Annotated in this window: 25 protein-coding genes; 13 read left to right on the top strand and 12 right to left on the bottom strand. The window is 66.3% G+C overall.

The window, feature by feature from the left end; genetic code table 11:
• Positions 1 to 65: 65 nt before the first annotated feature.
• Genes NS6_RS30765 through NS6_RS30755 form a run of 3 tightly spaced genes read right to left on the bottom strand, consistent with a single transcriptional unit; the run spans position 66 to position 1,632 of the window.
• Positions 66 to 587 (bottom strand): hypothetical protein, encoded by a 522-nt coding sequence (locus NS6_RS30765; protein WP_068049394.1) that lies wholly within the window; start codon positions 585 to 587, stop codon positions 66 to 68.
• Positions 588 to 589: 2 nt separating this feature from the next.
• The gene (locus tag NS6_RS30760; RefSeq protein ID WP_157113035.1) at positions 590 to 1,297 is read right to left on the bottom strand and encodes a hypothetical protein; all 708 of its coding nucleotides are present in this window, start codon (positions 1,295 to 1,297) and stop codon (positions 590 to 592) included.
• Positions 1,298 to 1,311: 14 nt separating this feature from the next.
• Positions 1,312 to 1,632 carry a type VII secretion target gene (locus tag NS6_RS30755; RefSeq protein WP_068049390.1) on the bottom strand — a complete coding sequence of 107 codons (321 nt, stop codon included), beginning with the start codon at positions 1,630 to 1,632 and terminating at the stop codon, positions 1,312 to 1,314.
• A 501-nt stretch (positions 1,633 to 2,133) separates the two neighbouring features.
• Between NS6_RS30755 and NS6_RS30745 the strand changes: the two genes are divergently transcribed.
• A complete protein-coding gene (locus NS6_RS30745; RefSeq protein WP_245669579.1) occupies positions 2,134 to 2,844 on the top strand; it encodes a TetR/AcrR family transcriptional regulator in 711 nt (236 codons plus the stop codon).
• A gap of 45 nt (positions 2,845 to 2,889) precedes the next feature.
• Here NS6_RS30745 and NS6_RS30740 read toward each other — a convergent pair whose 3' ends face one another.
• Positions 2,890 to 3,459 (bottom strand): hypothetical protein, encoded by a 570-nt coding sequence (locus NS6_RS30740; RefSeq protein WP_068049383.1) that lies wholly within the window; start codon positions 3,457 to 3,459, stop codon positions 2,890 to 2,892.
• A 550-nt stretch (positions 3,460 to 4,009) separates the two neighbouring features.
• On the opposite strand from NS6_RS30740, the gene NS6_RS30735 reads away from it, so the two are divergent.
• The 3 genes from NS6_RS30735 to NS6_RS30725 all read left to right on the top strand — a co-directional run bounded on the left by NS6_RS30735 (position 4,010) and on the right by NS6_RS30725 (position 5,682).
• Positions 4,010 to 5,083, top strand: coding sequence for an ABC transporter ATP-binding protein (locus NS6_RS30735; protein ID WP_068049381.1), 1,074 nt, complete (start codon positions 4,010 to 4,012; stop codon positions 5,081 to 5,083).
• 93 nt (positions 5,084 to 5,176) lie between these two features.
• A complete protein-coding gene (locus tag NS6_RS30730; protein ID WP_068049441.1) occupies positions 5,177 to 5,428 on the top strand; it encodes a type II toxin-antitoxin system Phd/YefM family antitoxin in 252 nt (83 codons plus the stop codon).
• Complete coding sequence (locus tag NS6_RS30725) at positions 5,425 to 5,682, top strand: Txe/YoeB family addiction module toxin (RefSeq protein WP_068049378.1); 258 nt, start codon at positions 5,425 to 5,427, stop codon at positions 5,680 to 5,682. Before NS6_RS30730 ends, NS6_RS30725 begins: the two co-directional genes overlap by 4 nt.
• 193 nt (positions 5,683 to 5,875) lie before the next feature.
• On the opposite strand, the gene NS6_RS30720 is transcribed toward NS6_RS30725, so the two are convergent.
• Both NS6_RS30720 and NS6_RS30715 read right to left on the bottom strand, forming a co-directional pair.
• On the bottom strand, positions 5,876 to 7,150 hold the full coding sequence (locus tag NS6_RS30720; protein ID WP_068049377.1) for an SGNH/GDSL hydrolase family protein: 1,275 nt from the start codon (positions 7,148 to 7,150) through the stop codon (positions 5,876 to 5,878).
• On the bottom strand, positions 7,147 to 8,235 hold the full coding sequence (locus tag NS6_RS30715; RefSeq protein WP_084471564.1) for a saccharopine dehydrogenase NADP-binding domain-containing protein: 1,089 nt from the start codon (positions 8,233 to 8,235) through the stop codon (positions 7,147 to 7,149). The genes NS6_RS30720 and NS6_RS30715 overlap by 4 nt, the downstream gene beginning before the upstream one ends.
• Positions 8,236 to 8,310: 75 nt before the next feature.
• Between NS6_RS30715 and NS6_RS30710 the strand changes: the two genes are divergently transcribed.
• Entirely contained in the window at positions 8,311 to 9,228 is a 918-nt protein-coding gene (locus tag NS6_RS30710) for an AraC family transcriptional regulator (protein WP_068049375.1), read from the top strand.
• A 72-nt stretch (positions 9,229 to 9,300) separates the two neighbouring features.
• Positions 9,301 to 10,281, top strand: coding sequence for an o-succinylbenzoate synthase (locus tag NS6_RS30705; protein WP_068049437.1), 981 nt, complete (start codon positions 9,301 to 9,303; stop codon positions 10,279 to 10,281).
• A gap of 90 nt (positions 10,282 to 10,371) precedes the next feature.
• Here NS6_RS30705 and NS6_RS30700 read toward each other — a convergent pair whose 3' ends face one another.
• Both NS6_RS30700 and NS6_RS30695 read right to left on the bottom strand, forming a co-directional pair.
• A complete protein-coding gene (locus tag NS6_RS30700; protein ID WP_068049373.1) occupies positions 10,372 to 10,902 on the bottom strand; it encodes a TIGR04338 family metallohydrolase in 531 nt (176 codons plus the stop codon).
• Positions 10,903 to 11,032: 130 nt separating this feature from the next.
• Positions 11,033 to 11,902, bottom strand: coding sequence for a DUF2786 domain-containing protein (locus NS6_RS30695; protein ID WP_068049435.1), 870 nt, complete (start codon positions 11,900 to 11,902; stop codon positions 11,033 to 11,035).
• Positions 11,903 to 12,178: 276 nt separating this feature from the next.
• On the opposite strand from NS6_RS30695, the gene NS6_RS30690 reads away from it, so the two are divergent.
• The 6 genes from NS6_RS30690 (at position 12,179) to NS6_RS30665 (ending at position 18,902) form a co-directional block, all read left to right on the top strand.
• Positions 12,179 to 13,462 carry an ABC transporter substrate-binding protein gene (locus NS6_RS30690; RefSeq protein WP_068049371.1) on the top strand — a complete coding sequence of 428 codons (1,284 nt, stop codon included), beginning with the start codon at positions 12,179 to 12,181 and terminating at the stop codon, positions 13,460 to 13,462.
• Between the two features lie 40 nt (positions 13,463 to 13,502).
• Complete coding sequence (locus tag NS6_RS30685; RefSeq protein ID WP_371859384.1) at positions 13,503 to 14,537, top strand: carbohydrate ABC transporter permease; 1,035 nt, start codon at positions 13,503 to 13,505, stop codon at positions 14,535 to 14,537.
• The gene (locus NS6_RS30680) at positions 14,534 to 15,421 is read left to right on the top strand and encodes a carbohydrate ABC transporter permease (RefSeq protein ID WP_084471563.1); all 888 of its coding nucleotides are present in this window, start codon (positions 14,534 to 14,536) and stop codon (positions 15,419 to 15,421) included. Before NS6_RS30685 ends, NS6_RS30680 begins: the two co-directional genes overlap by 4 nt.
• Before the next feature lie 62 nt (positions 15,422 to 15,483).
• Positions 15,484 to 17,829 (top strand): transglycosylase domain-containing protein, encoded by a 2,346-nt coding sequence (locus NS6_RS30675; protein ID WP_084471562.1) that lies wholly within the window; start codon positions 15,484 to 15,486, stop codon positions 17,827 to 17,829.
• Between the two features lie 179 nt (positions 17,830 to 18,008).
• Positions 18,009 to 18,470, top strand: coding sequence for a GyrI-like domain-containing protein (locus NS6_RS30670; RefSeq protein ID WP_068049368.1), 462 nt, complete (start codon positions 18,009 to 18,011; stop codon positions 18,468 to 18,470).
• Between the two features lie 6 nt (positions 18,471 to 18,476).
• On the top strand, positions 18,477 to 18,902 hold the full coding sequence (locus NS6_RS30665; protein ID WP_068049366.1) for a GyrI-like domain-containing protein: 426 nt from the start codon (positions 18,477 to 18,479) through the stop codon (positions 18,900 to 18,902).
• 234 nt (positions 18,903 to 19,136) lie between these two features.
• Here the strand turns inward: NS6_RS30665 and NS6_RS30660 are convergent, their stop codons facing one another.
• From NS6_RS30660 to NS6_RS35315, 4 genes are all read right to left on the bottom strand, one after another.
• A complete protein-coding gene (locus NS6_RS30660) occupies positions 19,137 to 20,225 on the bottom strand; it encodes an inositol-3-phosphate synthase (protein ID WP_068049364.1) in 1,089 nt (362 codons plus the stop codon).
• Positions 20,218 to 20,778, bottom strand: coding sequence for a PadR family transcriptional regulator (locus tag NS6_RS30655; RefSeq protein WP_068049362.1), 561 nt, complete (start codon positions 20,776 to 20,778; stop codon positions 20,218 to 20,220). The genes NS6_RS30660 and NS6_RS30655 overlap by 8 nt, the downstream gene beginning before the upstream one ends.
• A gap of 316 nt (positions 20,779 to 21,094) precedes the next feature.
• Positions 21,095 to 21,901, bottom strand: a complete 807-nt coding sequence (locus NS6_RS30650) for a DUF1707 SHOCT-like domain-containing protein (protein WP_068049359.1) — start codon at positions 21,899 to 21,901, stop codon at positions 21,095 to 21,097.
• Positions 21,902 to 21,911: 10 nt separating this feature from the next.
• Positions 21,912 to 22,994, bottom strand: coding sequence for a DUF1707 SHOCT-like domain-containing protein (locus tag NS6_RS35315; protein WP_084471560.1), 1,083 nt, complete (start codon positions 22,992 to 22,994; stop codon positions 21,912 to 21,914).
• 273 nt (positions 22,995 to 23,267) lie between these two features.
• Here NS6_RS35315 and NS6_RS30640 point away from each other — a divergent pair, with 273 nt between their 5' ends.
• Complete coding sequence (locus NS6_RS30640) at positions 23,268 to 23,678, top strand: DUF5318 domain-containing protein (protein ID WP_168433960.1); 411 nt, start codon at positions 23,268 to 23,270, stop codon at positions 23,676 to 23,678.
• The last annotated feature ends 272 nt before the right edge of the window (positions 23,679 to 23,950 follow it).

Genomic DNA, 23,950 nt, shown 5'->3' with positions numbered 1-23,950 from the left:
GTAACCGATATTCATCGTGCCGTAATCGCCCACGCGGCCACGACTGCCGGACCGCTGATCAGTTCTCATTGCAGCCAACCGCGTTCCCGGCGCTCCTGAAAATAGAGGTCGTCCTCGTCCGGTTCATCGGGGGTAACGATCACGTCGCGCCAGGACTGTCGGCGATTTCCCGAAAGTTGCGTAGTTGTGGTGGGGTACGAAGATTCGGGACTCGAAGGCGGATCCCGGCGATCGTTCGCCGGTTCAGCAGCAATCGGGGCCGGTTCGGGAACAGGCAAATCGGGGTTTTCCCGCAGGTACCGATCGAGAATCCCGTCACCTTGCTCGGCGAGCCTTTCCCGTTCCTGCTCGGACAATGCCTCGACACGTTTCATCAGCGCCGGCATCGCAGTATCGAGGGCCGCGCTGATCTGGTCGGTCCGGACGAAGTCGCGCGCACCGAGGTTGCCCGACAGCACATCACGACTCATCGCTTTCAGAGCCGGATCACCTGCATGCTTCGACAGTATTCGAAGCGCGTAATCCAGGTGGCGGGAACCTGCGGCATCTCCCCGGGTGATATCGAAACCCGGTTCCGGAGCGCTCATAATCATACTCCTGGATGGTCGTATCCGGCGTTGGGCAGAGGGGGCACATCCTCGGACTGGAGGATGGCAACTCCGTTGAGGATCATGCCTATTGCCGCTTCGCCGCCGGTGATGTAGGTCGCATACTTGCTGAGGACCTGGTTCCAGAGACCAATCATTTTGGCCATGTCCGCAACCACCGAAGCTTGCAGTGCGGCAGCAGCAGCGAGGCCGTACACCGTTTTGGCGGCGGCGGCAGCCGCCACCTCCTTGATTATCGCTATGGCAGCGGTGTCGAATATTCCTTGCAGCAGGAACGAGACTCCCTGTGCCGTGTAATAGGACGAGAGCGAGAATTCCTCTATCTGCGTGGAGATTTCCCGAAGGGGACCGGACTGGTCTCCGACGGCACCACGAAGGTCGTCGAAGTATTCGCGTGCGGAATCCGCCGCGTTCCCTCGCCACGAATCGATCCCCTTGGCGGCATCGTCCAGTGCGCGTGAGTAGGAACTGTTGTAGTCCGCCAGATTTCTGATCGCACCGGCGGATATCCCCATCTGCTCCCAGTCCCCGGTGAACTGCTCGGTCGCCCAGGCCAGCGGATCGGCACCGATCGTTTTGACGACGAACCAGTTGGCCCAGTAGGTGAGCGAGAAGAGGTTATTGTTCAGGAAGAGTTCCAGTGCATCGGGCATAGGATCACCCGCCCCGGGGGTGACCAGCTTTTCCACGGGTGTATCGGAGTTCATTTCTTCCCCGGGTAGGTGCGGTCCAGCGCAGTAGCAGTAGATTTATCCGTTGTCCGGTACATCTGTGCCGAACCGGACAGTTCACCGGCGGATGTCGCGGTCAGATCCCCGAGAGTGCGATAGTTTCCTTCGAGAAATCCTCGTACCTGCTGTATCGCCTCCGCGACGCGCCCGTACATCAACCCCGCCTGCTCGCTCGACAAGTCGATATGGTTTTTCACATACGACTGCGCCCGGCTGTTGTCATCTGCGAGTTTCTGCAACTTCGTTGCGAGGTCGTCGAGATGTCCGGGCTCGACAGATAATTCCTCCGGCACCGTGCCCCCTCCTTCATATCCACAACCACGGCCGACCCTATCAGCGGGGCCCGGCGCCCATCAGGCACGGCTAGCGGTGTCACCACCGCGCAGGGTACGACGCCGGCCCTGGCCGGAACGCAGGGTGGCGCACCTGCACCGGGGCCGCCCGGGCGCGATCGTCGAACACCGCCCGCACATCCGCCGGCAGGTCGTGTTCGAGCACTACCGACGCGACTCCGGCAGCCGCCCATCCGGGGTGCCCGGCACGCACGAACTCCACCACGTCGTCGGCCGGCACCCTGCCGCCGCCCCGATGCGATCGACTCCCTACGCACCTGAGTCCGCACGGGTACCGCGGCCGCATCCGCCCGCCGACGCAGCACCTCGGTGGCCGCCACAGGCAAGTTGTCGATCAGCGTCAATCGGCCGACGTACACAGGTCACCGGCCGCGAGTGCGGCGTCCTGTCACGGGGCAGCGAGGGCCACGGCCTGGGAAAGCACCGAGTTACCATGACCCGGTGAATGGGTCCGGGGAGATGGACACCGCGGCGAGGATTCTCGATGCCGTCGTCGAGATCATCGAGTCCGACGGCTACGACGCGGTGCAGTTGCGGGCGGTAGCCAAACGGGCCCGGGTATCGCTGACGACCATCTACGGCCTGCACAGCAACCGTGACGAGCTCATCTTGGCGGCGGTCGAGGCGTGGATGGCGACCCACTCCTACGTCGAACTGTCGCCACCGCCGCGGGCTGAGTCGTTGGCCGAGGGACTGATGCGCCTGGTGCGGAGGGTATTCCAGCCGTGGGAGAGCAGTCCGCAGATGGCGCACGCGTTCTACCGGGCCCGCGCCACGCCCGGTGGGAACCGGCTCGACCGGCAGGGTTTCGAGGTTGTGCTGCCGGCCGCCGCGCATCTGCTGGACGGGCTGGATCGCGACTACGTCGCCGATATCGCGGTGGTCCTGATCAACCTCTGCTACACGATGGTGGGCCGATTGGTCGACGGCACCGCCGATGTACCGACCGTCCTGTCCACACTCGAACGCGTCGTACACCGGCTGACCAGCGATAATTCGGGGCTCGCGGCGCGGAAGCCGAGCACCGGTGCCGAAGCGACCGGCCCCGCGCTGGATTTCTCGCTGTTCTCGCTGTACGGACCCGGTATCGACCGCCCCGGCACATCACCGGGAAACCACGACCGCCCCGGCCCTCCCACAGACCGGGCCTGACGTGATGCCGGCGCCCGGACCGGCGCCGGGCTCCGGTGCCGACGCCTAGCGCGTTCCAGGCTCCGACCAGAGCAGTTCGGCGGCCGATGTCCGGTCGACGGGAAGTCCGGCCGCTGTCAGAGCTTGCCGTTTGAAGGCTTGCCCGGCCAGGCTGACCTGATGGGGTGTGATCACCGCGAACTCCGGGCCGGATCCGGCGCCGGGCCGTTCACCCCACAGATAGGTGCGGCTCGTGCCGTCGCTGCGACGGGCACCTACCGCCTCCCCGGCCAACTGGTCGGCCGCGTACATCTCGGCGGAAACGGCCAGGACGCCGAAGCCGTCACACCAGCCCGGAACGCCCGGGATATCACCGTAGTCCGCGGTTTTCGCACCCAGGATCGCCAATGCCCGGGTATCACGCGGCGACGGTGTGAAAACAATTGTTTCGCAGCCGGCGAGAGTCCGGTCGAATATCCAGCCGCCCAGGCAATCGACGACCTCGGCTACCGAGTGGGCCAGCACGACTCCGGTATGCCGCGGTATCCGCCGGGGCCTGGTAGCGGCGCCCGGTCGTGCGGGGGCGCGGGTTTCGGAACTGTCGAAATCATCGGCAACAGCCAACTGCACTGCCATCTTGCTATTCCGTTCTATCGAACTACTACGCCACCTCGATGCGGCCCGCGAGCGCGCTGCGGTCCGGGCGGTGAATTCCCGGCCACCGGCGCCCACGCTGCTCAGAACTAACGTTCCCGCAGCGCGAGCAGAGCGACAGTAACATGGTTATCACCTGTTCATCGGCGGTTTCGAACAACTGAAAGCAGCTGATTCCTCCGACGATTCGCGGCACGCCGAAACACCACGGAAAGCGGCCTGCTCACGGCCCGAACTCCGTCGGGGAGCCCCGGACGATCGTCGGAGCCCACCGTCCCCACGCCCCGGGCGGCCCACCCGACCGGCCGGTGACAGCCGATCCGACTGCACGCGACCCCGCCCGTTCGGCCCGCGCGCAAGCGCGCCGAACGGGTGGACAGCGGGGGTGTTCGCTGGCACGATTTGCAGCGGAAACCTACAGACCATGCGGAGCTCGGGAACCTCAACGGTAGCCTCTGACGCCATGACCACGCACATGTTGCGAATTCGCTCCACTTCGCGTGTTCCACTCGGTGAAGGGAAGTGAACAGCCGTGGCCACGGTGACCTTTGATCGCGCCAGCCGGCAGTATCCGGGCGCCAAGACGCCCGCTGTCGATCAACTGCAGCTCGAGATCGCCGACGGCGAGTTCCTGGTGCTGGTGGGCCCCTCGGGCTGCGGCAAATCCACCTCGCTACGAATGCTGGCCGGGCTCGAGGAGGTCACCGGCGGGCGCATCCTCATCGGTGATCGCGATGTGACGAGCACCGACCCGAAGGACCGCGATATCGCGATGGTGTTCCAGAACTATGCGCTCTACCCGCATATGACCGTCGCCGAGAACATGGGATTCGCGCTCAAACTGGCGAAGGTCGGCAAGGACGAGAAGCAGCGCCGGGTAGGGGAGGCCGCCCGCCTGCTCGACCTGGAGCCGTTCCTGGACCGGCTGCCGAAAGCACTGTCCGGTGGACAGCGGCAGCGGGTCGCGATGGGGCGGGCGATCGTACGCGATCCGCAGGTATTCCTGATGGACGAACCACTGTCCAACCTGGATGCCAAACTGCGCGTCCAGACTCGCACCCAGATCGCGCAGCTGCAGCGCCGGCTGGCGACCACCACCGTCTACGTCACCCACGACCAGGTCGAGGCCATGACCATGGGCGACCGGGTCGCGGTCATGCGCGACGGCCTGCTGCAGCAATGTGCTTCCCCGCGCGACCTCTACCGCGATCCCGCGAACGTGTTCGTCGCCGGCTTCATGGGTTCGCCGGCCATGAACCTGTTCACGCTCCCCGTGGCCGACGGCGAGGTCCGAGTCGGTGGGTACACCTTGCGGCTGCCGAGGTCGGTGGCCGACGAGGCGGGCACCTCGGTAACGATCGGAATCCGCCCCGAACACCTCGACACCGGGGAATCGGGTATCGAAATCGAGGTCGACGTAGTGGAGGAACTCGGTTCCGACGCGTTCATCTACGGCCGCCCCGCCGACCACACCGCAGGTGCCGAGACGATCGTGGCACGGACCGACTGGCGCAACCCACCCGCCAAAGGCAGCCGCGTACACCTCACCCCAGGCCCCGATCACATCTACTTCTTCGCTGACGACGACGGCCGACGCCTGAATTGACCGGGGTGGCCACAGGCAGCGATCGAGGCGCCTTGCGTCCCCCGGTTTCACCCACGTACAATTTTATGTACGTGGGTGAACGAGGAGGTCGTAATGCGCACGATGTCGTATTCCGAGTCGCGTAAGAACTACGCGGAAGTTCTGAACAGCGTTGTCGACGACCGCGAGGAGGTCGTGATCACCCGGGCCGGCCACGAGCCGGTGGTAATGGTTTCCCTCGACGACTACGAGTCACTGCGGGAAACCGCATACCTCTTGCGAAGCCCGGCCAATGCCCGCCGCCTCCTCTCGGCGATCGAGCGCCTGGAAGAGGGCGCGGGCACTGTTCGAGACGTGATCGAGTGAAACTCGTTTGGGACGAGAATTCCTGGCAGGATTACCTGTGGTGGCAGGCGCAGGATCGAAAGCTGTTGAAGCGGATCAATCAGCTGATCGCCGATATCGATCGCAACGGCAACGAGGGAATCGGGAAGCCGGAGCCGTTGAAGCACGGATTCCGGGGCTACTGGTCACGGCGGATCAACGACGAGCACCGACTCGTATACAAGATCGTGGACGATGAGATCCGAATCGCAGCGTGCCGCTACCACTACGGTTGACCAGCCGCGGCGCCATCGCGCTCGGCTACCCCACTCGGCGCATCCGGGCCCGACTGCTGCCCCGCACTCCTGCACCACGCCAGAAGCACACGCCGAGGCGCCGGGAAGCGGTACGTCGAATACGAGGCGCCCGTCGTCGTGAAATTCGGGGTCGACTGGATCGAGAGCAACTCGCGCGATCGGCCGGCGACAGCTAGTCCGCGGCCCCCAGCAAGACGGCCACGGCGGCGTCGGCCATTGCGGAATACCCTGCGGGGCCGGGGTGCAGCTGGTCTCCGCTGTCGAACCGCGCAGCCAGTGCGTCCGGGTCCGCCGGATCGGCGAGCGCTCGTTCGAAGTCGACGACAGCGTCGAACTCACCGGACCCGCGAATCCAGGTGTTGACCGCGTCGCGAACTCGTTCGCCCCGCTCACTGTAATAGGGAGCTCCCTGGAAGGGCAGCAGGGTGCCGCCGATAATTTGCAAACCACCGGCGCGCGCCATCCGGATCAGCTGGCGGTATTCGGCGATCAACTGGCCGGCGGTGACCTCGGGATTCGGGCGCATCCATGGTTCGTGCAATTCGCTTGCGCCGATATCGTTGATGCCCGAGAGCAGGATCACGGTGCCGACCCCCTCCTTGTCGAGTACATCGCGGCGGAACCGGGTTGCTGCGCGCTGTCCGACATACGCGGAATCCGACACGATACGGTTCCCGCCGATCCCGGCGTTGAGCACCGCGCGTGGCCGGCCGGCCACGGCAAGCCGGTCGGCGAGCGCATCCGGATAGCGATTGTCCATATCGGGCCATGCCCCGGCACCGTCGGTGAGGGAATCGCCGAAGACGACGACGCCATCGCGGTTCGGGATGCCGGAGACTTCCACGCCGGCCAGGTAGTACCACGAGTTACTGAATTCGGTGAACGCCCCGCCGTCGACGTCGGCGCTGTGATCCCCGATCGCGCGGTACGTGGTGGTATTGGCGAGGTAGTGGAAGGTGGCCGGGCCCGTCGGCCGGCTGAGATACAGAGTCACGGTGAGCGATTGCCGAGCATTGACCGGGTAGTCGGTGGCGTCGCTGGTGAGTTCGGCACCCTGCGGGATCACCGCGCCAGGTGCACCGCCGAAGGAGAGCGGGCGCACCGTGCCCGAACGTACCGCCGCACCATCGGTGGCGTGCGCGATGGTGGCCGCCGCGATCGGCAGCGGTCGATCACCGAAGAGGTTGGACAGGGTGATCCGAACGGAGTCCCCGGCGAGGGTGGGGCGCACGGTCTGGCGGATGGTGTGGCCGGCGAAACCGGCGGCCGACCAATTCGGCCCGAGCACATCGCCGGCGGATATCTGCGCCGCGGACCAGCTGTCGAGCCAGGTCTCGTGCGGCGCGCTCGATCCGGAGGCACCCACGTACAGCGCCGTACCGGAGACAGTCAGCAGGACTCCCAGCAGAGCAGACAGCAGGTTGGTTCGTATCTTCCGGATGCTCATCGGCGCACCGGCTCCTCGATGCGCCAGGCGATACCGTGCGGCACCAGTGCGTCGAGAAATTCTTGCGGTGTAAACGCCTCGGCGGCCGCCAGAACTCCGGGATGCACGGTCTCGTTCTCGACGAGAGCGGCGGCCGCGGCCACCGCCATGAGCGCGGAGTCTCGGTAGGAGTCGACGCCGCTCAGTATCGCGCGCACGCCTACGCCGTCCGCGCCGATCGCATCTACCACGAGGTCGTATCGCATATCTGCGGTTACCGACGGCACCTCCGGCAGTGTGTCGACGATATCGGAGGTCATCCCGCCCACGGCCGCGTGGATATTCACGTCGAGGACCCCGCTGACGAAGCGAACCGGCGTGTGCCGGGGAATCGTCAGCACCGGTGGCTGCGGGAATTTCGTGACCGCGGTCTCCTCGGTATCGCCGGGGAACACCATCGTGGTGTGCCTGTCGAGGGGGCCTCGGTGCAGACCCTCGTCCTGATAGTGCCAGCCACCACTTCGGAACCAGTCCAGGCTCGCCAGCAGGGTCCGCGCACTCCCTCGTGAACCTTCGCCGCCGCTTCGGGTCCGGTGGCTGATCACGATATCCGCCGGTCCGCCGACCCGCCGGGCGGCCAGGTTGGCAAGCAGATCCCCGGGCAGATTGCTGTCGGTGATCCCGGGGACCGCCGCCACACCGGCTTCGCGGGCGGCCGTGCCGAATTCGTCGAAGGCCCGCTTCAACCACAGTTGTTCGCCCGAAAGGTCCACGTAGTGCGCTCCTGCGGCTATCGCGGCCGCCAGCACAGGTGCGCCGTGATCCACATAGGCCGGCAGGCTGCTGATCACCGCGTCGGCTCCGGCGAAGGCTGCGACCAGCGCTTGGTGGTCGCCGAGGGTGGCAATTCGCATCTCGGAGCGGGTGTCCCGGGCGATCGACCTCAACCGGTCGCTGTCCCGTCCGACAAGGACTCGGTCGGCTCCCCGTCGCACCAACTCTGCCGTGAGGTGGCTCCCGGTGTGGCCGGTGGCACCGTATACAGCGATCTTCATCTCGAACTCCCGTTCCTGGGTGGCATCGTCGAGCATGAATCTACGGATCATCTTTGAGTGTCAGAATGGGTAGATAGCTCATATATATGTCTAAAACACTCATCTAGACGGAGATACACTCCATCTGTGGACATTCTCTCCGACGCGCTCTCCGCGATCCGCACCAGCAGTCCGAGTTCCGGCTTGTTCATCCGGCACGCCCCATGGGGCCGGCAATACCCGGTTGTCCCCGGCGCGGGTTTCCATGTCGTACTGCAAGGGTCCTGCTGGCTGCGCACGCCCGGCGGTGACACACTCGCGCTCGGTATCGGTGATGTGATGTTCATGCCGCGCGGCGCGGACCACGTCCTCGCCGACGATCCCACCACCCCCGTCATCGAGACCGCCCGGCCCGGCGAGCCTCGGGAGATCATCGGGCCCGGACCGCGCAGCATGCTGCTGTGCGGCGCGTACGCACTCGACCGGCGCCGTGCGCACCCGATGCTCGACGGGCTGCCGGAATTCCTACATCTGCCCGCCCAGCTGGGCAGACACACCGGCCTGCGCGGCGCGGTAGACCTGCTGTCGGCCGAACTGGCCGAGCCCCGTGCCGGAACAGCCGCTCTGGTGCCGTCGCTACTGGATACGTTGCTGCTGTACATCCTGCGGGCATGGCTGGACGACAACGCCGATACTCGACCGTCCGGGTGGGCCGCGGCATTCGGCGACCCGGCAGTCGCGACGGCATTACACGCTGTGCACGCCGATCCGGCCCGCCCGTGGACCGTGGACGACCTGGCCGCTACAGCCGGGGTTTCGCGCGCAACACTGGCCCGCAGATTCGTCGCCACGATAGGCGAAGGACCGTTGTCGTATGTAACCCGCTGGCGCATGATCCTCGCCGCGAAGCGGTTACGCGAAAGCGCCGACGCCCTGGCCACGGTGGCACGCGAGGTCGGCTACGGCTCGGAATTCGCATTCGCCAAAGCATTCAAGCGCGAGTTCGGCTCGGCTCCTGGGCAATACCGCAAGGAGGCAGAATGCGCCGAGCCGGTGGCAGTCTGACGCGCAGCCCATCCCTCACCGGACTCCGGACAGCGGGTGGCCGCGCCGACTAACGTGAGGACGGTGACCGAGCTGCCCGAGATCGACTCCATCACCGTCTACGCGATCCCGATGCGGTCGAAATTCCGGGGGATCACCGTGCGCGAGGGCATAGTGCTGCGCGGTCCGCGGGGGTGGGGTGAATTCTGCCCATTTCCCGAATACGACGATCACGAAGCCGCGAACTGGCTGGCAACCACCATCGAACAGGTCGCCGTGGGCTGGCCCGAACCGGTACGTGATCGCATTCCGGTCAACTGCACGGTCCCCGCGGTTTCGCCGGAACGGGCGCACGATCTCGTCGCCGGTTCGGGTTGCCGGACCGCGAAGGTGAAGGTCGCCGATCACCCCGGCGCACTGCCCGAGGATCTGGCCCGGGTGGAAGCGGTGCGGTCGGCGCTGGGTTCCGCCGGCGCGATCCGAGTGGACGCGAACGCGGTGTGGGATGTGGACACCGCCGTCCGGAGTATCCGTGCGATCGACAGCGCCGCAAGCGGTTTGGAATACGTCGAACAACCTTGCCGAACGATCGGGGAACTCGCCGAGGTCCGTCGCAGAGTGAATGTCGCGATCGCCGCCGATGAATCCATCCGCCGCGCGGAGGATCCTTTGCGGGTGGCCGTCGCAGGCGCGGCGGATATCGCGGTGATCAAATGCACCCCGCTCGGCGGGGTGCGGCGGGCTCTGGAGGTGGCAGAGGCGGCCGGTCTGCCGTGCGTGATCTCCTCGGCACTCGAGACCAGTATCGGGTTGTCCGCGCAGTTGGCCCTGGCAGGCGCGCTCCCGGAACTGGACCACGCGTGCGGGCTGGGCACGGTGACCCTTCTCGAAGGTGATCTGGTGACCGATTCACTGCGCCCGGTGAACGGCTACCTGCCGGTCCCGCAAACCACCCCGCAACCAGGCCCCGGCCTCCTGGAGAAGTACCGGCATCCCGACCCGGAACGCACCCGCTGGTGGACCGAACGGCTCACCCGGACATTGGGGCTGCTGGCCGGTCGACACGGCGGGTGAGTCCGTCCGCGACAGCAGCTGAACGCGGCCTTACGCCCACCGTGTCGAACGTGACCGTCGACGCTGGGTAGGAAGGTCTGCGGAACAGGCTCACGCGAGTCGCACCCCGCTGTCGTGCATGGTGATGCGCAACAGGAAACCCGCTTCCGGACCGAGGACGCCCTCGACCAGCTCGACATACCTGCCACCGAATTCCGGGCCGTGCGCGGCGACCGCGTCCGGGCGTGACTCGAGGTGATGGGCGATTTCGTGCAGTACCACCAACTCCCGCAACGCCCATGGAGCACCACCACGGCGAGGACTGTCGCCGTGGACCGGTACGGCGAGGACACCGTGGGCCGATTCATAATGAGCCGCACCTGTTCCCACGCGGGCACGCACCCGGATCGGCACGGCGGCCCGTTCCCATTTCACCGCAACCCAATTCAGCCGGAGCACGCGATCGCAGTACGCCTGCACCGATTCCACCGAGGCGAATTTCCGTTCCACCGGAAGAGTCAGCCGTGAACCGTGCACCTCGACGGTGCGCTGCCCGGATCCGGCGGCCCGATCGAATACCGCGCGCACCAGCTGTTCGGCGTCGTAAACCTTGCCGCGCTGAGAGTCCCGCACCGAGTTCACCGGGCACTCCCGCCGGAAGAAACCGCCGCCGCGGTATTCGGCCGGCCCCGAATACCTGTCCGGCAGAGCTGAACAACACCGCTGCCTGCCGCCCGGACAACACCGGCCCCGGCCCGATCACCCGCCACGTTTATTCTCCGGGCCCCTCGAGCCGATCACGTGCCGCGGCCAATTCCGGCGAGAAACCCAGCCTGGCCACCCGGCCCGCGCGGTCCCCGGCCCTGCGGGCATCCGGCGCGTAGCCGGTGGAGGTCTGCGGCCCACGCCATGTGCCGCGGGCCTCGGAATTGCGGCTGTAGAAATCGGATAATTCGATCTCCTTGCCCCGCAACGCGAGCGCGGTCCCGGCAGCTTGTTCTTCGGTGATCGGTTCGGGCGCCTGCGCGTCGCGTACGGTGGCCGCCCGTTCGACCTCCGCCTTGGTCTCGGTCAGCCGCGCGCCGACTCGCGCCGCGAACGCCATCTGGAAGTTGAGCCGGGCGGTGACCCCGGCAACCGGTACTCGGACCACGCGACGCACCCGCCGCCCGCGGCGCCGTTCGACGACCACCTTCTCCATGGTCGCCGAACGGTGGGCCCCGGATTTGATGTAACGATCCGACGCCTGCACCATCTGCACCAGCAGGCTGGAGTACAGCGCCTCGCAGACATCGATATCGGCGGCGAACCCGTAGGCGTACACCTGGGTGGAGGTGCGGGCGACATCGCAGCGCACATCGTTGGCGTCGGCGATGGCCACGAACAGCTGGACGTAGGTCCGCAGACCCTTGCGACCCGGTTCGCCGATCGGGATCATCCGCTGGATGAGTGTCGCGCCGCGTTCCCGGTCCCGGGTGTGTGTCCGCGCCACCGCCAGATCGATCGAGGAGCGGGTGGCCAGGCGCTGGGCGGCAGCCAGGAATGCCTCGGCCTCGTGCTCGTTGTCCGTCGACTCGGCTTGGCGCAGCAGTCCACCGATCCTGGTGAGCAGGCGTTCCGAGACAGCGTTCGAGGTCGGCATCGCGGCCCAGCCTAGTGCGCGGCGGCAGGCGCAGCCCATACTGCCGCCGGACGGCACCGGCTCCGGACCGGCAACCGGAACGTCCCGCCGGCCCATCCGGAGGTAGAGGGTAGAAGCAACCCTCCCACCTGGGGTTACGCTCCCCGCAGGCCGCACACGCCGTCCGGCGTGGACCGGCCGGCGGGTTGTTCGCACCAGGAGTACCCCACACGCGACGTTCGCACCATGTAAGTTGCCATGTGCTGCCGCTCACTGTGTCGACTCTGGAGTTCCACGATGGCTTTCAAGAAGGTGCCGTCTCTACGTGCTGCGCTCGTGCTTTTGCCGATCGCGCTGCTGACCGTGACCTTTGCCACCGCGTGCAACACCAGCGACACCGATGAGCAGCTCAGCAGGAACCAGGACGGCCGCGGCCCGATCACCTACGTCGAAGGTAAGGACACCACCGAAACCGGTGCGGTGAAACAGCTGATCGATCGCTGGAACGCCACCCACCCCGACGAGCAGGTCACCTACAAAGAGCAGTCCAACGACGCCTCCGCACAGTACGACGATCTGGTCGAACATATGCGGGCCAAATCGCCGGACTACGACGTGGTGGCCCTGGATGTCCCGTGGACCGCAGAGTTCGCTGCCAAGGGCTGGATCCAGCCCTTGGAGGACCAGTTCGCGATCGACACCGCCCCGCTGCTGTCCCCGCCGGTCGCCAGCGCCACCTACAACGGCACCCTCTACGCCGCACCCCGCAACACCAACGGTGGGCTGCTGTTCTATCGCAAAGACCTGGTTCCCGCCCCACCCCGTACCTGGGCGGAGATGCTGGCCTCCTGCCCGATCGCGCGGGAGCAGCAGATCGGCTGCTATGCGGGCCAGTTCGCGCCCTACGAGGGTTTGACGGTGAACACCGCCGAGGTGATCAACGCGTTCGGCGGCACCTTCGTCGGCACCGACGGCCGCACCCCGACAGTGAACAGTGCCGAATCACGAGCCGGACTCCAGCAGTTGGTGGACGCCTACAAGGTCGGCGATATCCCCCGCGAGGCGGTCACCTTCCAGGAGCCCGAAAGCGGCGCGGCTTTCAACCAGGGCAAACTCATGTTCCTGCGCAGCTGGCCGTCCACCTACGGTGATGCCGCCTCGGAATCATCCGCGGTGAAGGACAAATTCGGTGTGGCACCGCTGCCCGGCGATGCCGGTATCGGCGCCTCCACACTCGGCGGCTACAACGCCGCGATCAGCGCGTACTCCGAGAACAAGGCCACCGCACTGGATTTCCTGAAGTACCTGATCAGCGAAGAGGCGCAGCACATCATTGCCTCCGGCGCTCTGCCCTCAGTGCGGGCCTCGATCTACGACGACCCGGCACTCATCGCCAAGATGCCGTACCTGCCCGCCCTCAAGGATTCCATCGCCAGCGCGGTGCCCCGACCGGTCACCCCGTTCTATCCGGCGGTGTCCAAAGCCATTCAGGACAACGCATATGCTGCCCTGACCGGAACCAAGTCCGTGAACGACGCGATCATCGGCATGCAGAAGGGCATCGAGACGGCCGGATCGTAGTCACAGTTCAACCGGACCCGGCGAGCCAGGAGAGAGAACGGTGTCGGATCCTTCCGGAACGGACGCGCAGGCGTCGGTCCGTACAGATAAGCCCGCGAACGCAGCACGTACCGGCGGGACGGCCCTCAGGTTGCGCGACGAATTGCGGATGACAGGCAGGGCGTGGCTGTTCGTCGCGCCGGTGCTGATAGCCCTCGCTGTGGTGATCGGGTACCCGGTGTTGCGGGCGCTGTGGATGTCGTTCCACTACGACGATCGGCTCGACGCCGTAACCGGCCGCTTCGTCGACAACGGGGAAAGCACCTTCTACAACTACCTGCATTGGCTGGCCGGCCAATGCCAGGTGATCACCGGCGGTGTCACCGAATGCCCCACCGGCAATCTGGGCTCCGAGTTCTGGGGCGCTGTCGGGGTGACCTTGTTCTTCGCCGTGGTGACGGTGACGCTCGAGGTCGCGATCGGCCTAGGGATGGCGATCGTCATGGGCAAAACGTTCCGGGGCCGGGCTCTGCTGCGCGCTGCGGTGCTGATCCCGTGGGCCATCCCCACAGCGGTGACGGCGCGGCTCTGGGAGTTCATGTTCCAGTACGACGGCCTGGTCAACACCATTTTCGGCACCGAGATCCTGTGGACCTCCGATGCCTGGCCCGCCCGCTTCGCGGTGATCGCCGCCGACGTGTGGAAAACCTCGCCGTTCGTGGCGCTGCTGCTGCTCGCGGGCCTGCAGATCATCCCGAACGATGTGTACGAGGCGGCCCGCGTCGACGGCGCCTCGGCCTGGCAGCGGTTCACCCAGGTGACGATGCCGTTGCTGAAGCCGGCGCTGCTGGTCGCGGTGCTGTTCCGCGCCATGGACGCGCTGCGCATGTACGACCTGCCCGCCATCATGACCGATAACCTGCCGGCCACCCGGACCTTGTCGGTGCTCGTGGTCGAACAGACCCGGCAGGGCCCCAACAGCGCGGCGGCACTCTCGACGATCACCTTCCTGTTGATCTTCGCGGCGGCGTTCGTCCTGGTGAAGGTACTGGGCGCGAACGCAGTGCGGACGCAGGAAGAGCAGCGGAAGGCATGACCGCGGTGACTACACAGCAAACCGGCACCCCCGCCCGGCCCCGCCCGTCCTGGCGGCACCGGCTCGGCTCGGCCCGTATCTACGTGGGCGCGCTGATCGTGTTGCTCTGGGGACTGGGACCGTTCTATTGGATGGCGGTGACCGCGTTCCGCGACCCCGCCTACACCTTCGACCCCACCCCGTGGCCCACCCACCTCACCCTCGAAAATTTCCGCGATGTCTTCGACACCAGCCGCGGTAACAATTTCGGTAAGGCACTGCTCAACAGTGTGATCATCGGCTCGGCCAGTACCGCGATCGCGCTGGTCATCGGAGTGATGGCGGCCTACGCGCTGGCGCGGCTCACTTTCAAAGGCCGGTATCTGGTGTCCGGGGTGATCCTGAGCGCTTCGATGTTCCCGGTGGTCGTCCTGGTGACGCCGTTGTTCCAGCTGTTCACCGATATCGGCTGGATCGGCAAGTACCAGGCGTTGATCCTGCCCAATATCTCCTTCGTACTACCGCTGACGGTATACATTCTGGCGTCGTTCTTCGCCGATCTCCCGTGGGAGCTCGAGGAGGCCGCCCGGATCGACGGGGCCACCAAATTGCAGGCTTTCCGGCTGGTGATGTTGCCGCTGGCGGCCCCCGCGGTGTTCACCACCGCGATCCTGGCGTTCATCGCCGCCGTCAACGAGTACCTGCTTGCCCGGGTGCTCTCCGGTAGCGACACGGAACCGGTGACGGTGGCCATCGCACGCTTCTCGGGGAACAATCCCCAGGTAGAGCCCTATGCGTCGATTATGGCGGCGGGAACGCTGGTGACCGTACCGCTGGTAATTCTGGTACTGGTGTTCCAGCGACGCATCATCTCCGGACTGACCGCAGGCGGGGTCAAAAGCTGATCACTGGGTATCCTGGGGTCGGGCGGTGGGCCGCCTGAGTTTTTCCGACGCTCCGGGAGGAGATGATCGTGAGCTCGTTCCGACCTCCGCGTGGCCACAACACTCCCAGATCGCCGCAATACCCGTCGCTCGCCGGTTGGAACCAGCTCGACACCGGTGGGCGTCCACGGCCGCCCCGGCCCCCGCAGTACCGCCGCCCGCCCCGTTCCCGGGGCCAGCGCATCCGCCACCTGATCCTGTGGCTGTTCGTCATCCTGGTCGCCGTCCCCGCACTGCTGGTGGCGCTTGTGTACTGGAGCGCGGAGATCCCGGCGGCCGGAACCGTGCCGGTGAACCAGACCGCCACCATCACCGCCTCCGACGGCACCACGGAGCTGGCCAAGGTGGTGCCGCCCGAGGGCAACCGCACGCCGGTGCCATTGGAACAGGTGCCGGTGCACGTCCGTGACGCCGTACTCTCCGCGGAAGACCGCAACTTCTACGACAACCCCGGTTTCTCCCCTACCGGCCTGTTACGCGCTCTGCGCGACAACGCCCTGGGGCGGGCCGACGCGGGCGGCGGCTCCACCATCACCCAGCAGTACGTCAAGAATGCCTTCCTCGGCCCCGAGCGAACGGTGAGCCGTAAGGCGCATGAGTTGATCATCTCCGCCAAGATGTCGCGGGAGTGGAACAAGGACGAGATCCTGCACGCCTACCTGAACACCATCTATTTCGGGCGCGGCGCCTACGGGATCGAGGCAGGTTCGCAGGCCTACTTCGGTAAGCCGGTCAACGAACTGACCGTTGCCGAGGGAGCCGTACTGGCCGCGCTCATCCGCTCCCCGTCCGGGCTGGACCCGGAGACCAAACTTCCGCAGCTGCTGCAACGCTGGAACTATGTCGTCAACGGCATGGTCGCCATGGGGGCTCTCGCGCCCGGTGAACGCGGCACGGTGGTTTTCCCGCCCACCATCCCGCCGCCGGTATTCGACGAGAACATTGTCGAACGCGGCCCGGAAGGCCATATCAAGGCCCAGGTACTGCGTGAACTCGCAGCCGCCGGGATATCGCAAGAAGAGGTGAACACCGGCGCCCTGCGCATCGTCACCACGATCGACGCCAAGGCGCAGCAGGCAGCGCAGGCGGCCGAAGACGGCCGCCTCGGCGGACAGCCACCGGAACTGCGGAGCGCGGTCGTATCCATCGACCCGAGGTCCGGCGCGGTACGCGCCTACTACGGCGGCGCCGACGGTATCGGATTCGATTTCGCCCAGGCTCCGGTGCAGACCGGTTCGGCATTCAAGACCTTCGCGGTGCTGGCCGCACTACAACAGGGAATCCCGTTGTCCCGTGCGTTCGACAGCGCGCCGGTGGATGTCAACGGCGTCGATGTGCGCAATGTCGAGAACGAATCCTGCGGGACCTGCCCGCTGTCCGAAGCATTCAAACGCTCCCTCAACACCAGTTTCTACCGGCTCACCCTGGCCATGAACAACGGCCCCCAGGCCATCGCCGACGCCGCGCACCAGGCCGGGATACCACACGATATCCCCGGCGTGCCGGGACAGTCGCTGACCGAGATGGGCGAGCAGCCTATGCCGTCGATCGTGCTGGGCACCTACCTGGTGCGGCCGCTCGACATGGCCTCGGCCTATGCGACCATCGCCGGCGAAGGCCGCTATCACCAGCCGTATTTCGTGCAGCGGGTGGTTCGCGGCGACGGCCGGGTCCTGCTGGACCGCAGCAGTGATCCGAAGCAGCAGACCGGCGAACAACCGCAGCCCTCCGAACAGCGCATTCCCCCGGATATCGCGGCCCGGACCGCCGCGGCCATGCTGCCGATCGCCGACTACTCCAACGGTCACGGGCTGAGTGGGCGGCCCTCGTCCGCCAAGACCGGCACCACCCAGTTGGGTGACACCGGGCAGAACAAGGACGCCTGGATGGTCGGTTTCACGCCCTCGCTGTCGACGGCCGTATGGGTCGGCACCGAACACAACCTGCCGATCATGACCGCCGGTGGCGGGCGCATCTACGGTTCCGGGCTCCCCTCCGATATCTGGAAACAGACCATGGACGGCGCGCTCGTCGATACCCCCGTGGAACGGATCGGCAACCCTGCCCCGGCGCCACCGCCACCGCCGCCGCCCGGCACGAACCCGCAGCCGTCGGGTAATCCGTACGACATCCTCAACCCGCCGCAGCAGCCGGAACCGGAGCAGCAGCAGCAGCCTTTCATCGTGATTCCGCCGGCTTCCGAACCGTATGTGCCCGAACCGGAGTACGAACCCGGACCCGCGCCCCAGCCCGCACCACCCGCACCGGCACCGCCGATCATCGCGCCGCCACCGCCACCACCGCCACCACCTCCCCCGCCGCCACGGGTGGTCGAAATATTGCCCGGCGTTACCGTTCCGGTGCCGTAATCCACGGATTTCCGCTCGGGATACCGACGAAGGAACGGTCGGCATGGCAGCATCGTTGGCCAGAGTGAGATGTCGCCCATCCGACCGACCGGCACCGGGCCCACGCTCGCGCCGGGAAGGGCGTGCGGGAGGATATGCGCTGGAGCGACGACGGATGACGAGACATAGGGGCTACGCCGGTGGAATTCAATGTCGTTGACCGCCCGGAAACGCTGGTGGCGGGAACGGTACTTCGCAGCCCAGCACTCGCTGTGGAAGGACCGCGCCGGATCAAAGTGGAACAGGCCTGGAAACGGAATCTGTCCCGGGCCTTACCCGGACCACCCGCCAGCGCGTTCGTCGATCATGCCCCCGAGATCAATTCGTACCTGACCCATATCATCGGCTACCGCTGCCGCAGCCTCGACGATCTGCTACCCGGGGAGGTACTCGCCCGGATCCCGGCCGGGCGGTACGCCCGGTTCACCCTCAGCGGTGAGGATCTCGGCGAAACCATTGTGACCCTGTGGCGTGCCATCTGGGATGCCGAGGCCGCCGACCGTCTGGTGCGTTCCTACACCGGGGATTACGAGCGGTACCCGGACAAGCACACGGTGGAGGTTTTCGTGGCACTGGCAGAAGACGATTCGGCGGGCAGGTAGGAAGCTGTGGATTTCGAAATTGTCACTCTCGACGAGAGTATGGTCGCCGGGCTCACCGTTCCGCTGGCCGGCCGTGAGGTATCGGCCCGCGATCTGGACCTGGTCAACTTCACCTGGGATCGGTACCTGAGCCGCGAAAAGGAGGTGCCCCGGGTCGCCGCCTACATCGGCCAGGATGATCACGCGGTCGCGGTGCTGGGTTATGAGGTCGCCGGTCTGGCCGACCTCGACGCCGGCGATGTGCTCACCCGGGTTCCGGCCGGTCGGTACGCGAAATTCGTGGTCACCGAAAAACCGTACGACCTGCTGCGCACGGCCTGGGCCCGAGTCCGGGAAGCGGAAAAAGCGGGCACGATCACCCGCTCCCACACCGCCGAACTCGAACGCTACACGGGGCCCACCTCAGTGGAGGTCTACGTATCCCTGGACTGAGTCACATCCACCCGCAACCCGTGCCCGCCCCACCGCGCCCGGCCTCGACGTAATCACTCGGCCCCAACGCAACCACGCCGGCGCCGAGTCTTACGAGGCCCTGTGAGGTTTCGGCCCGTCCCTGCTTTCCGTGCTCGAGGCGATGCGGCGCAGCCGCGAGTGTCGAGTGCGGAAAGCAGGGGCCTCAGGGGGCCGATACCCGCGGCGCCGAAGGCGCCGCAAAAAGCCCCGGCCTCATCCGATGATGAAGGTTTCCAGCTCGGTGCGGGCCACATCGTCGGCCATCTGCTTCGGCGGGGATTTCATCAGGTACGCCGACGCCGGGAGAACAGGGCCACCGATTCCGCGGTCCTTGGCGATCTTGGCGGCGCGTACCGCATCGATGATGATGCCCGCAGAGTTCGGGGAGTCCCACACCTCGAGCTTGTACTCCAGGTTCAGCGGCACATCACCGAACGCACGGCCCTCCAGCCGGACGTAGGCCCATTTGCGGTCGTCGAGCCAGCCGACATGATCGGACGGGCCGATATGCACATCATTGGCGCCCATCTCCTTCTGCAGATTGCTGGTGACAGCCTGCGTTTTGGAGATCTTCTTGGATTCCAGGCGCTCACGCTCCAGCATGTTCTTGAAGTCCATATTGCCGCCGACGTTCAGCTGCATGGTGCGGTCGAGCTGCACACCGCGGTCCTCGAACAGTTTCGCCATGACCCGGTGGGTGATGGTGGCACCCACCTGGCTCTTGATGTCGTCGCCGACGATCGGTACACCCGCGGCGCGGAACTTCTCGGCCCATTCCGGGTCCGAGGCGATGAACACCGGCAGCGCGTTGACGAAGGCCACACCGGCGTCGATAGCGCACTGCGCGTAGAACTTGTCCGCTTCGTCGGAACCGACGGGCAGGTAGGAGACCAGCACGTCGACCTCGGCGTCCTTCAGTACCTGGACGACGTCGACCGGGTCGGATTCGGCGAGTTCGATGGTTTCGGCGTAGTACTTGCCGATACCGTCGAGGGTCGGTCCGCGCTGCACGGTGACACCGAGCGGCGGCACATCGGAGATCTTGATGGTGTTGTTCTCGCTGGCGAAGATCGCCTCGGACACGTCGAAGCCGACCTTCTTGGCGTCCACGTCGAAGGCGGCCACGAACTGCACGTCCCGGACGTGGTACTGGCCGAACCGCACGTGCATCAGGCCGGGCACCGTCGCGGAATCGTCGGCGTCGTGGTAGTACTGCACGCCCTGCACGAGCGAGGAGGCGCAGTTGCCCACACCTACGATGGCGACGCGAACACTGGACTTATTGGTGTCTCCACTACTCATGGCCGGTATTTCCCTCTTTCTGTGGTGCCGCCTTCGTCGATTGCTCCGCCGCAATCAACTCGTTGAGCCAGCGCACTTCGCGCTCGCTTGATTCGAGTCCGAGTTGATGGAGTTGGCGGGTGTAGCGATCCAGCGAGCCACTCGCCTTCTTGATCGCCTCCCGCAGCCCCTCTCGGCGCTCCTCGACCTGGCGCCGCCTGCCCTCCAGAATCCGCATCCGCGCTTCCGCGGGAGTGCGGCTGAAGAAGGCCAAGTGCACGCCGAAGCCGTCATCGGTGTAGTTCTGCGGACCGGTATCGGCCAGTAGCTCGCCGAACCGCTCCCGGCCCGCCGGTGTCAGCTGGTACACCCGCCGGGCTCGACGGGTGGTGACCATGCCGTCGGGCGCCTCCTCTGCGATCAGCCGGTCCGCCTGCATACGTTTCAAGGCCGGATACAGCGATCCATAGGAGAACGCCCGAAACGCCCCGAGCAGGCCGGTGAGCCGCTTCTTCAGCTCGTAGCCGTGCATGGGCGATTCCAGGAGCAGCCCGAGGATTGCCAGTTCGAGCACCGGGCTTCACCCCCTGACTTCCGTACAGACCTAACCAATGGATGCGATTCCCAACTATATCGGACCGATATAACCGTGCATAGTTCAGTCCGCTACATCACACGTGGCGGCCCGGGGACATCACCCACCCTTCGGCGCTGATGTCACCCATATCGGTGCGTGAACCCGAACTTCCGAGACGGCGGCGACCGAGCGAAAAAGGGGATCGGCGGCGACGTAGTAGGCGGACACCGGGCGGACGAGCAGGCCGCGGCCGAGCGCCCGCGCACAACCGGGCCTTTTGTTCGGCCGGCCGGCAGGGTTCGCCGCCCGGTGCTCAGCGGGCGGGAAACACTTCCAGGGGCGTGCCGGCGAACGAGACGGACAGGTGCCCGGTACTGCCCGCGGGATCCTCGACGTAGATATCGATCACCGGGCCGGCATCGGCGGGCGCGATCAGCTCGAAACCGAATCCGAGATGTTCGACCTCGCCCTGCTCCAGGCGCACCGAGGCCGGAGCTCCCGCCAAGACCGCACCCAGCGTCGTCAGCTCGATATCGGCCAGGTCGATGGGCCGCCCGTTCGCGTAGCTGGGTACCGCGACACTCATCTCGTCGAACCCGTCCGTGTCGAAACGGAAGTTGCGCGGGATGCCCTGACCCAACCGCTGGACCAGCAGAAAGTCCGGAAAAACGGTCGCCGTGTCGATCACTGTATCGCCGAACTCCCGGCGGTAGGCGTCGATGAAGAACGCCAGCCCATCGGTGGTGAGCAGGTTCGGCAGCGACGCGGGCTCGGATTCCGCCTCCGCGGCCGCAGCGATACTCGGCGCTGGTTCGTCACGCGCAACGAACCCGACCCCACCGCCGAGCACGGCGGCGGCCGCCAGAACTGCGACCGGTAGCCACCAGGGCCGGGCGGCGCGGTCGCCACTCAGGATCGCGGCGCCGGCCAGTTCGCCGGGCACCTGCAGGTCGCGAACGAGTCCTTCCAGGTCGGTCGTGAATTTCGCCCGCATCGCCGAGCGGGTGCGGGTGGCGTGTTCGCCGGCATTCAACTGTCCGTCCGAGAGTGCCGCGTCCAGTACCGCGCATATCTCGACGCGATCGTGGTCACGCGCCCTGACCTGTTCTTTTTTCGCCATTACCCGTCCCTCATCCCTCGAACGGCCGGACGCGCAGGACATCGCCGGCCGGGCCGACCAGCAGCCATCCGCTCTCGTCGAACGAATTGGAGACGTAGACACTGACCGCAGGTACGCCGTCGTACGGCGGGAAGGTCTGGATCTCGAAACTCATATGGGTGACCACACCGTCGGGGACGCGGGCGATCGCCGGGGCATCGGTCAGCACGCGGCCGATCGCGCCGGCATCGAGCGTGCCCAGATCTACGGTCGGGGTATCGACCGGGCGGGTGGTCAGATCATCGGACTGGTTGAACCCGCCCCGGTAGTCGTAACTCACCAGGCGATTCGGCTGCCCGGGTACGGCACGTTCGACATCGCCGTGGTCAGGGTGCAGCCACACTTCGTCTGCCACGGTATCGCCGAAGCGCTCGCGGTACTCGGCGATGAACTGGGCGAGCCCGGCACCGGTCACCAGGTTCGGCGGGGCGAAAACCAGCGGCTCGGGCCCCTCGGGCGCGGGCCGGGGTTGCTCCGCTACCGGTTCCACGGCCGCCGGGGGCGGGGCGCTCACCGCGGATCCGGTATCGCGACCGGCAAGCGTATATGCACCGAACGCCACGGCCAGCGCGGCGGCAGCGAGGACGGCGAAGTAGCGGCGCGGGTGGCCGGAACCGGATGGGCGGGGCGCGACCGGAGTGTGCCGTGGGCCTTGCAGGTCGGCAGTGATATCCGCGAGATCGCCGAGGGTGACGGCCTCGGCGAGCAGTTCGGTGGCCGCATGATGTTCGTCTTCGGTCAGCTGGCCTTCACGGTAGGCACGGTCGAGCAGTTCGCCGGCGGATCGGCGATCGGCAGTCCGGGCCCGCGTACCGGGTGGATATCCGGACCGCGGCGCCGGGACGACCGCGGGCGGGCCGTCGGCGGCCTGCTGCAGGTCGGCTACCAGCTCCGACAGCTCACCGAGTGTTCTCGCGATGCGGGCCTGGGCGATGCGGTCGTGGTATTCGGCAGCGCCCAGCTGGCCTTCGGCGTAGGCCGCGTCCAACTTTCCGGCGGTTCCGGCACGATCGATATCGCGCGCTCGCGTCCGGCCCGGCACAACTGTCGACACCAGCGGATCCTACGTTGCGCAGGGATTCTCGGAACGGCCTCGGTTCCCGCATGTGGCGACGGCCACTGTTGCGCGCCCAGGAAACCATTGGCGCAAATACGCCAACGGCGCGGTTGGTGGCCGAGCCCCGCTCGGACAGCCGCTCCGAACCACGCTCGGAGGTTTCCGAGGAGGTCGATCCTATCCGGGTGGCCACCACCGTCGCGACCGATCGCCGACCCGGATCCAATCCGGCCGCAGGCGGCAGTAATACAACACAGCTACTCTGGGGGCGTGCGAATTCAGCGGCAAGTGGTGGACTATGCGCTCCGGCGCAAGTCGCTGCTGGCTGACGTCTATGCGGGCCGTGTCGATGTCGCCGAGGTATGTGACGCCAATCCCTACCTGCTACGTGCGGCCAAATTTCACGGCCGGGGGAGCGAGGTCACATGCCCTATCTGCCGGAAGGAACAACTCACTCTCGTATCCTGGGTCTACGGCGACGGCCTGGGGCCGATCGCGGGTTCTGCGCGCAGCCCGGAAGAGCTGGTGCGCCTGGCCGAGTCCAGAGAAGAGTTCTCGGTTCATGTCGTCGAGGTGTGCCGGACTTGCAGCTGGAATCATCTGGTGCAGTCCTATGTACTCGGGAAGACGCCGCAACGGCGGTCGCGTTCCCGAGTGAACCGGCGCACCGCCGCGGAATGAACCCGCCCGGCCCGATGATGGTGTCCGCGCCGAGTGCCATAGGGCACCGGAACACGAGCCCATCAGACCGATACGAGCTTTGGAGACCTTGTCAGTGACTTCGCCCTACGAGACCCCATCCGGCGATGACCCGCGCGGTGGCCGCGGCCCCCGTGGGCCGCTGCCGGGCCGGGAACCGCAGCAGCGTCCGGGGTCACCCAACCGCGGTCCGGCGCCGAACGCCAACGCTCCCCGCCCGGGACCCGGTGGACGGCCCCCCGGTCCGGGTGGTC

It is taken from the genome of Nocardia speluncae NBRC 108251 (assembly GCF_001613245.1).
Lineage (GTDB): Bacteria > Actinomycetota > Actinomycetes > Mycobacteriales > Mycobacteriaceae > Nocardia > Nocardia speluncae.
The sequence above is the reverse complement of the archived record's forward strand: the minus strand, read 5'-3'. Positions and strand labels throughout refer to the sequence as shown.

Coding starts and splice junctions, on each gene's coding strand:
- NS6_RS30765 (WP_068049394.1), bottom strand. CDS start 587: ATGAGCGCTCCGGAACCGGGTTTCGATATCACCCGGGGAGATGCCGCA.
- NS6_RS30740 (WP_068049383.1), bottom strand. CDS start 3,459: ATGGCAGTGCAGTTGGCTGTTGCCGATGATTTCGACAGTTCCGAAACC.
- NS6_RS30730 (WP_068049441.1), top strand. CDS start 5,177: ATGCGCACGATGTCGTATTCCGAGTCGCGTAAGAACTACGCGGAAGTT.
- NS6_RS30720 (WP_068049377.1), bottom strand. CDS start 7,150: ATGAGCATCCGGAAGATACGAACCAACCTGCTGTCTGCTCTGCTGGGA.
- NS6_RS30715 (WP_084471564.1), bottom strand. CDS start 8,235: ATGATCCGTAGATTCATGCTCGACGATGCCACCCAGGAACGGGAGTTC.
- NS6_RS30695 (WP_068049435.1), bottom strand. CDS start 11,902: ATGCCGACCTCGAACGCTGTCTCGGAACGCCTGCTCACCAGGATCGGT.
- NS6_RS30690 (WP_068049371.1), top strand. CDS start 12,179: ATGGCTTTCAAGAAGGTGCCGTCTCTACGTGCTGCGCTCGTGCTTTTG.
- NS6_RS30680 (WP_084471563.1), top strand. CDS start 14,534: ATGACCGCGGTGACTACACAGCAAACCGGCACCCCCGCCCGGCCCCGC.
- NS6_RS30675 (WP_084471562.1), top strand. CDS start 15,484: ATGATCGTGAGCTCGTTCCGACCTCCGCGTGGCCACAACACTCCCAGA.
- NS6_RS30660 (WP_068049364.1), bottom strand. CDS start 20,225: ATGAGTAGTGGAGACACCAATAAGTCCAGTGTTCGCGTCGCCATCGTA.
- NS6_RS30650 (WP_068049359.1), bottom strand. CDS start 21,901: ATGGCGAAAAAAGAACAGGTCAGGGCGCGTGACCACGATCGCGTCGAG.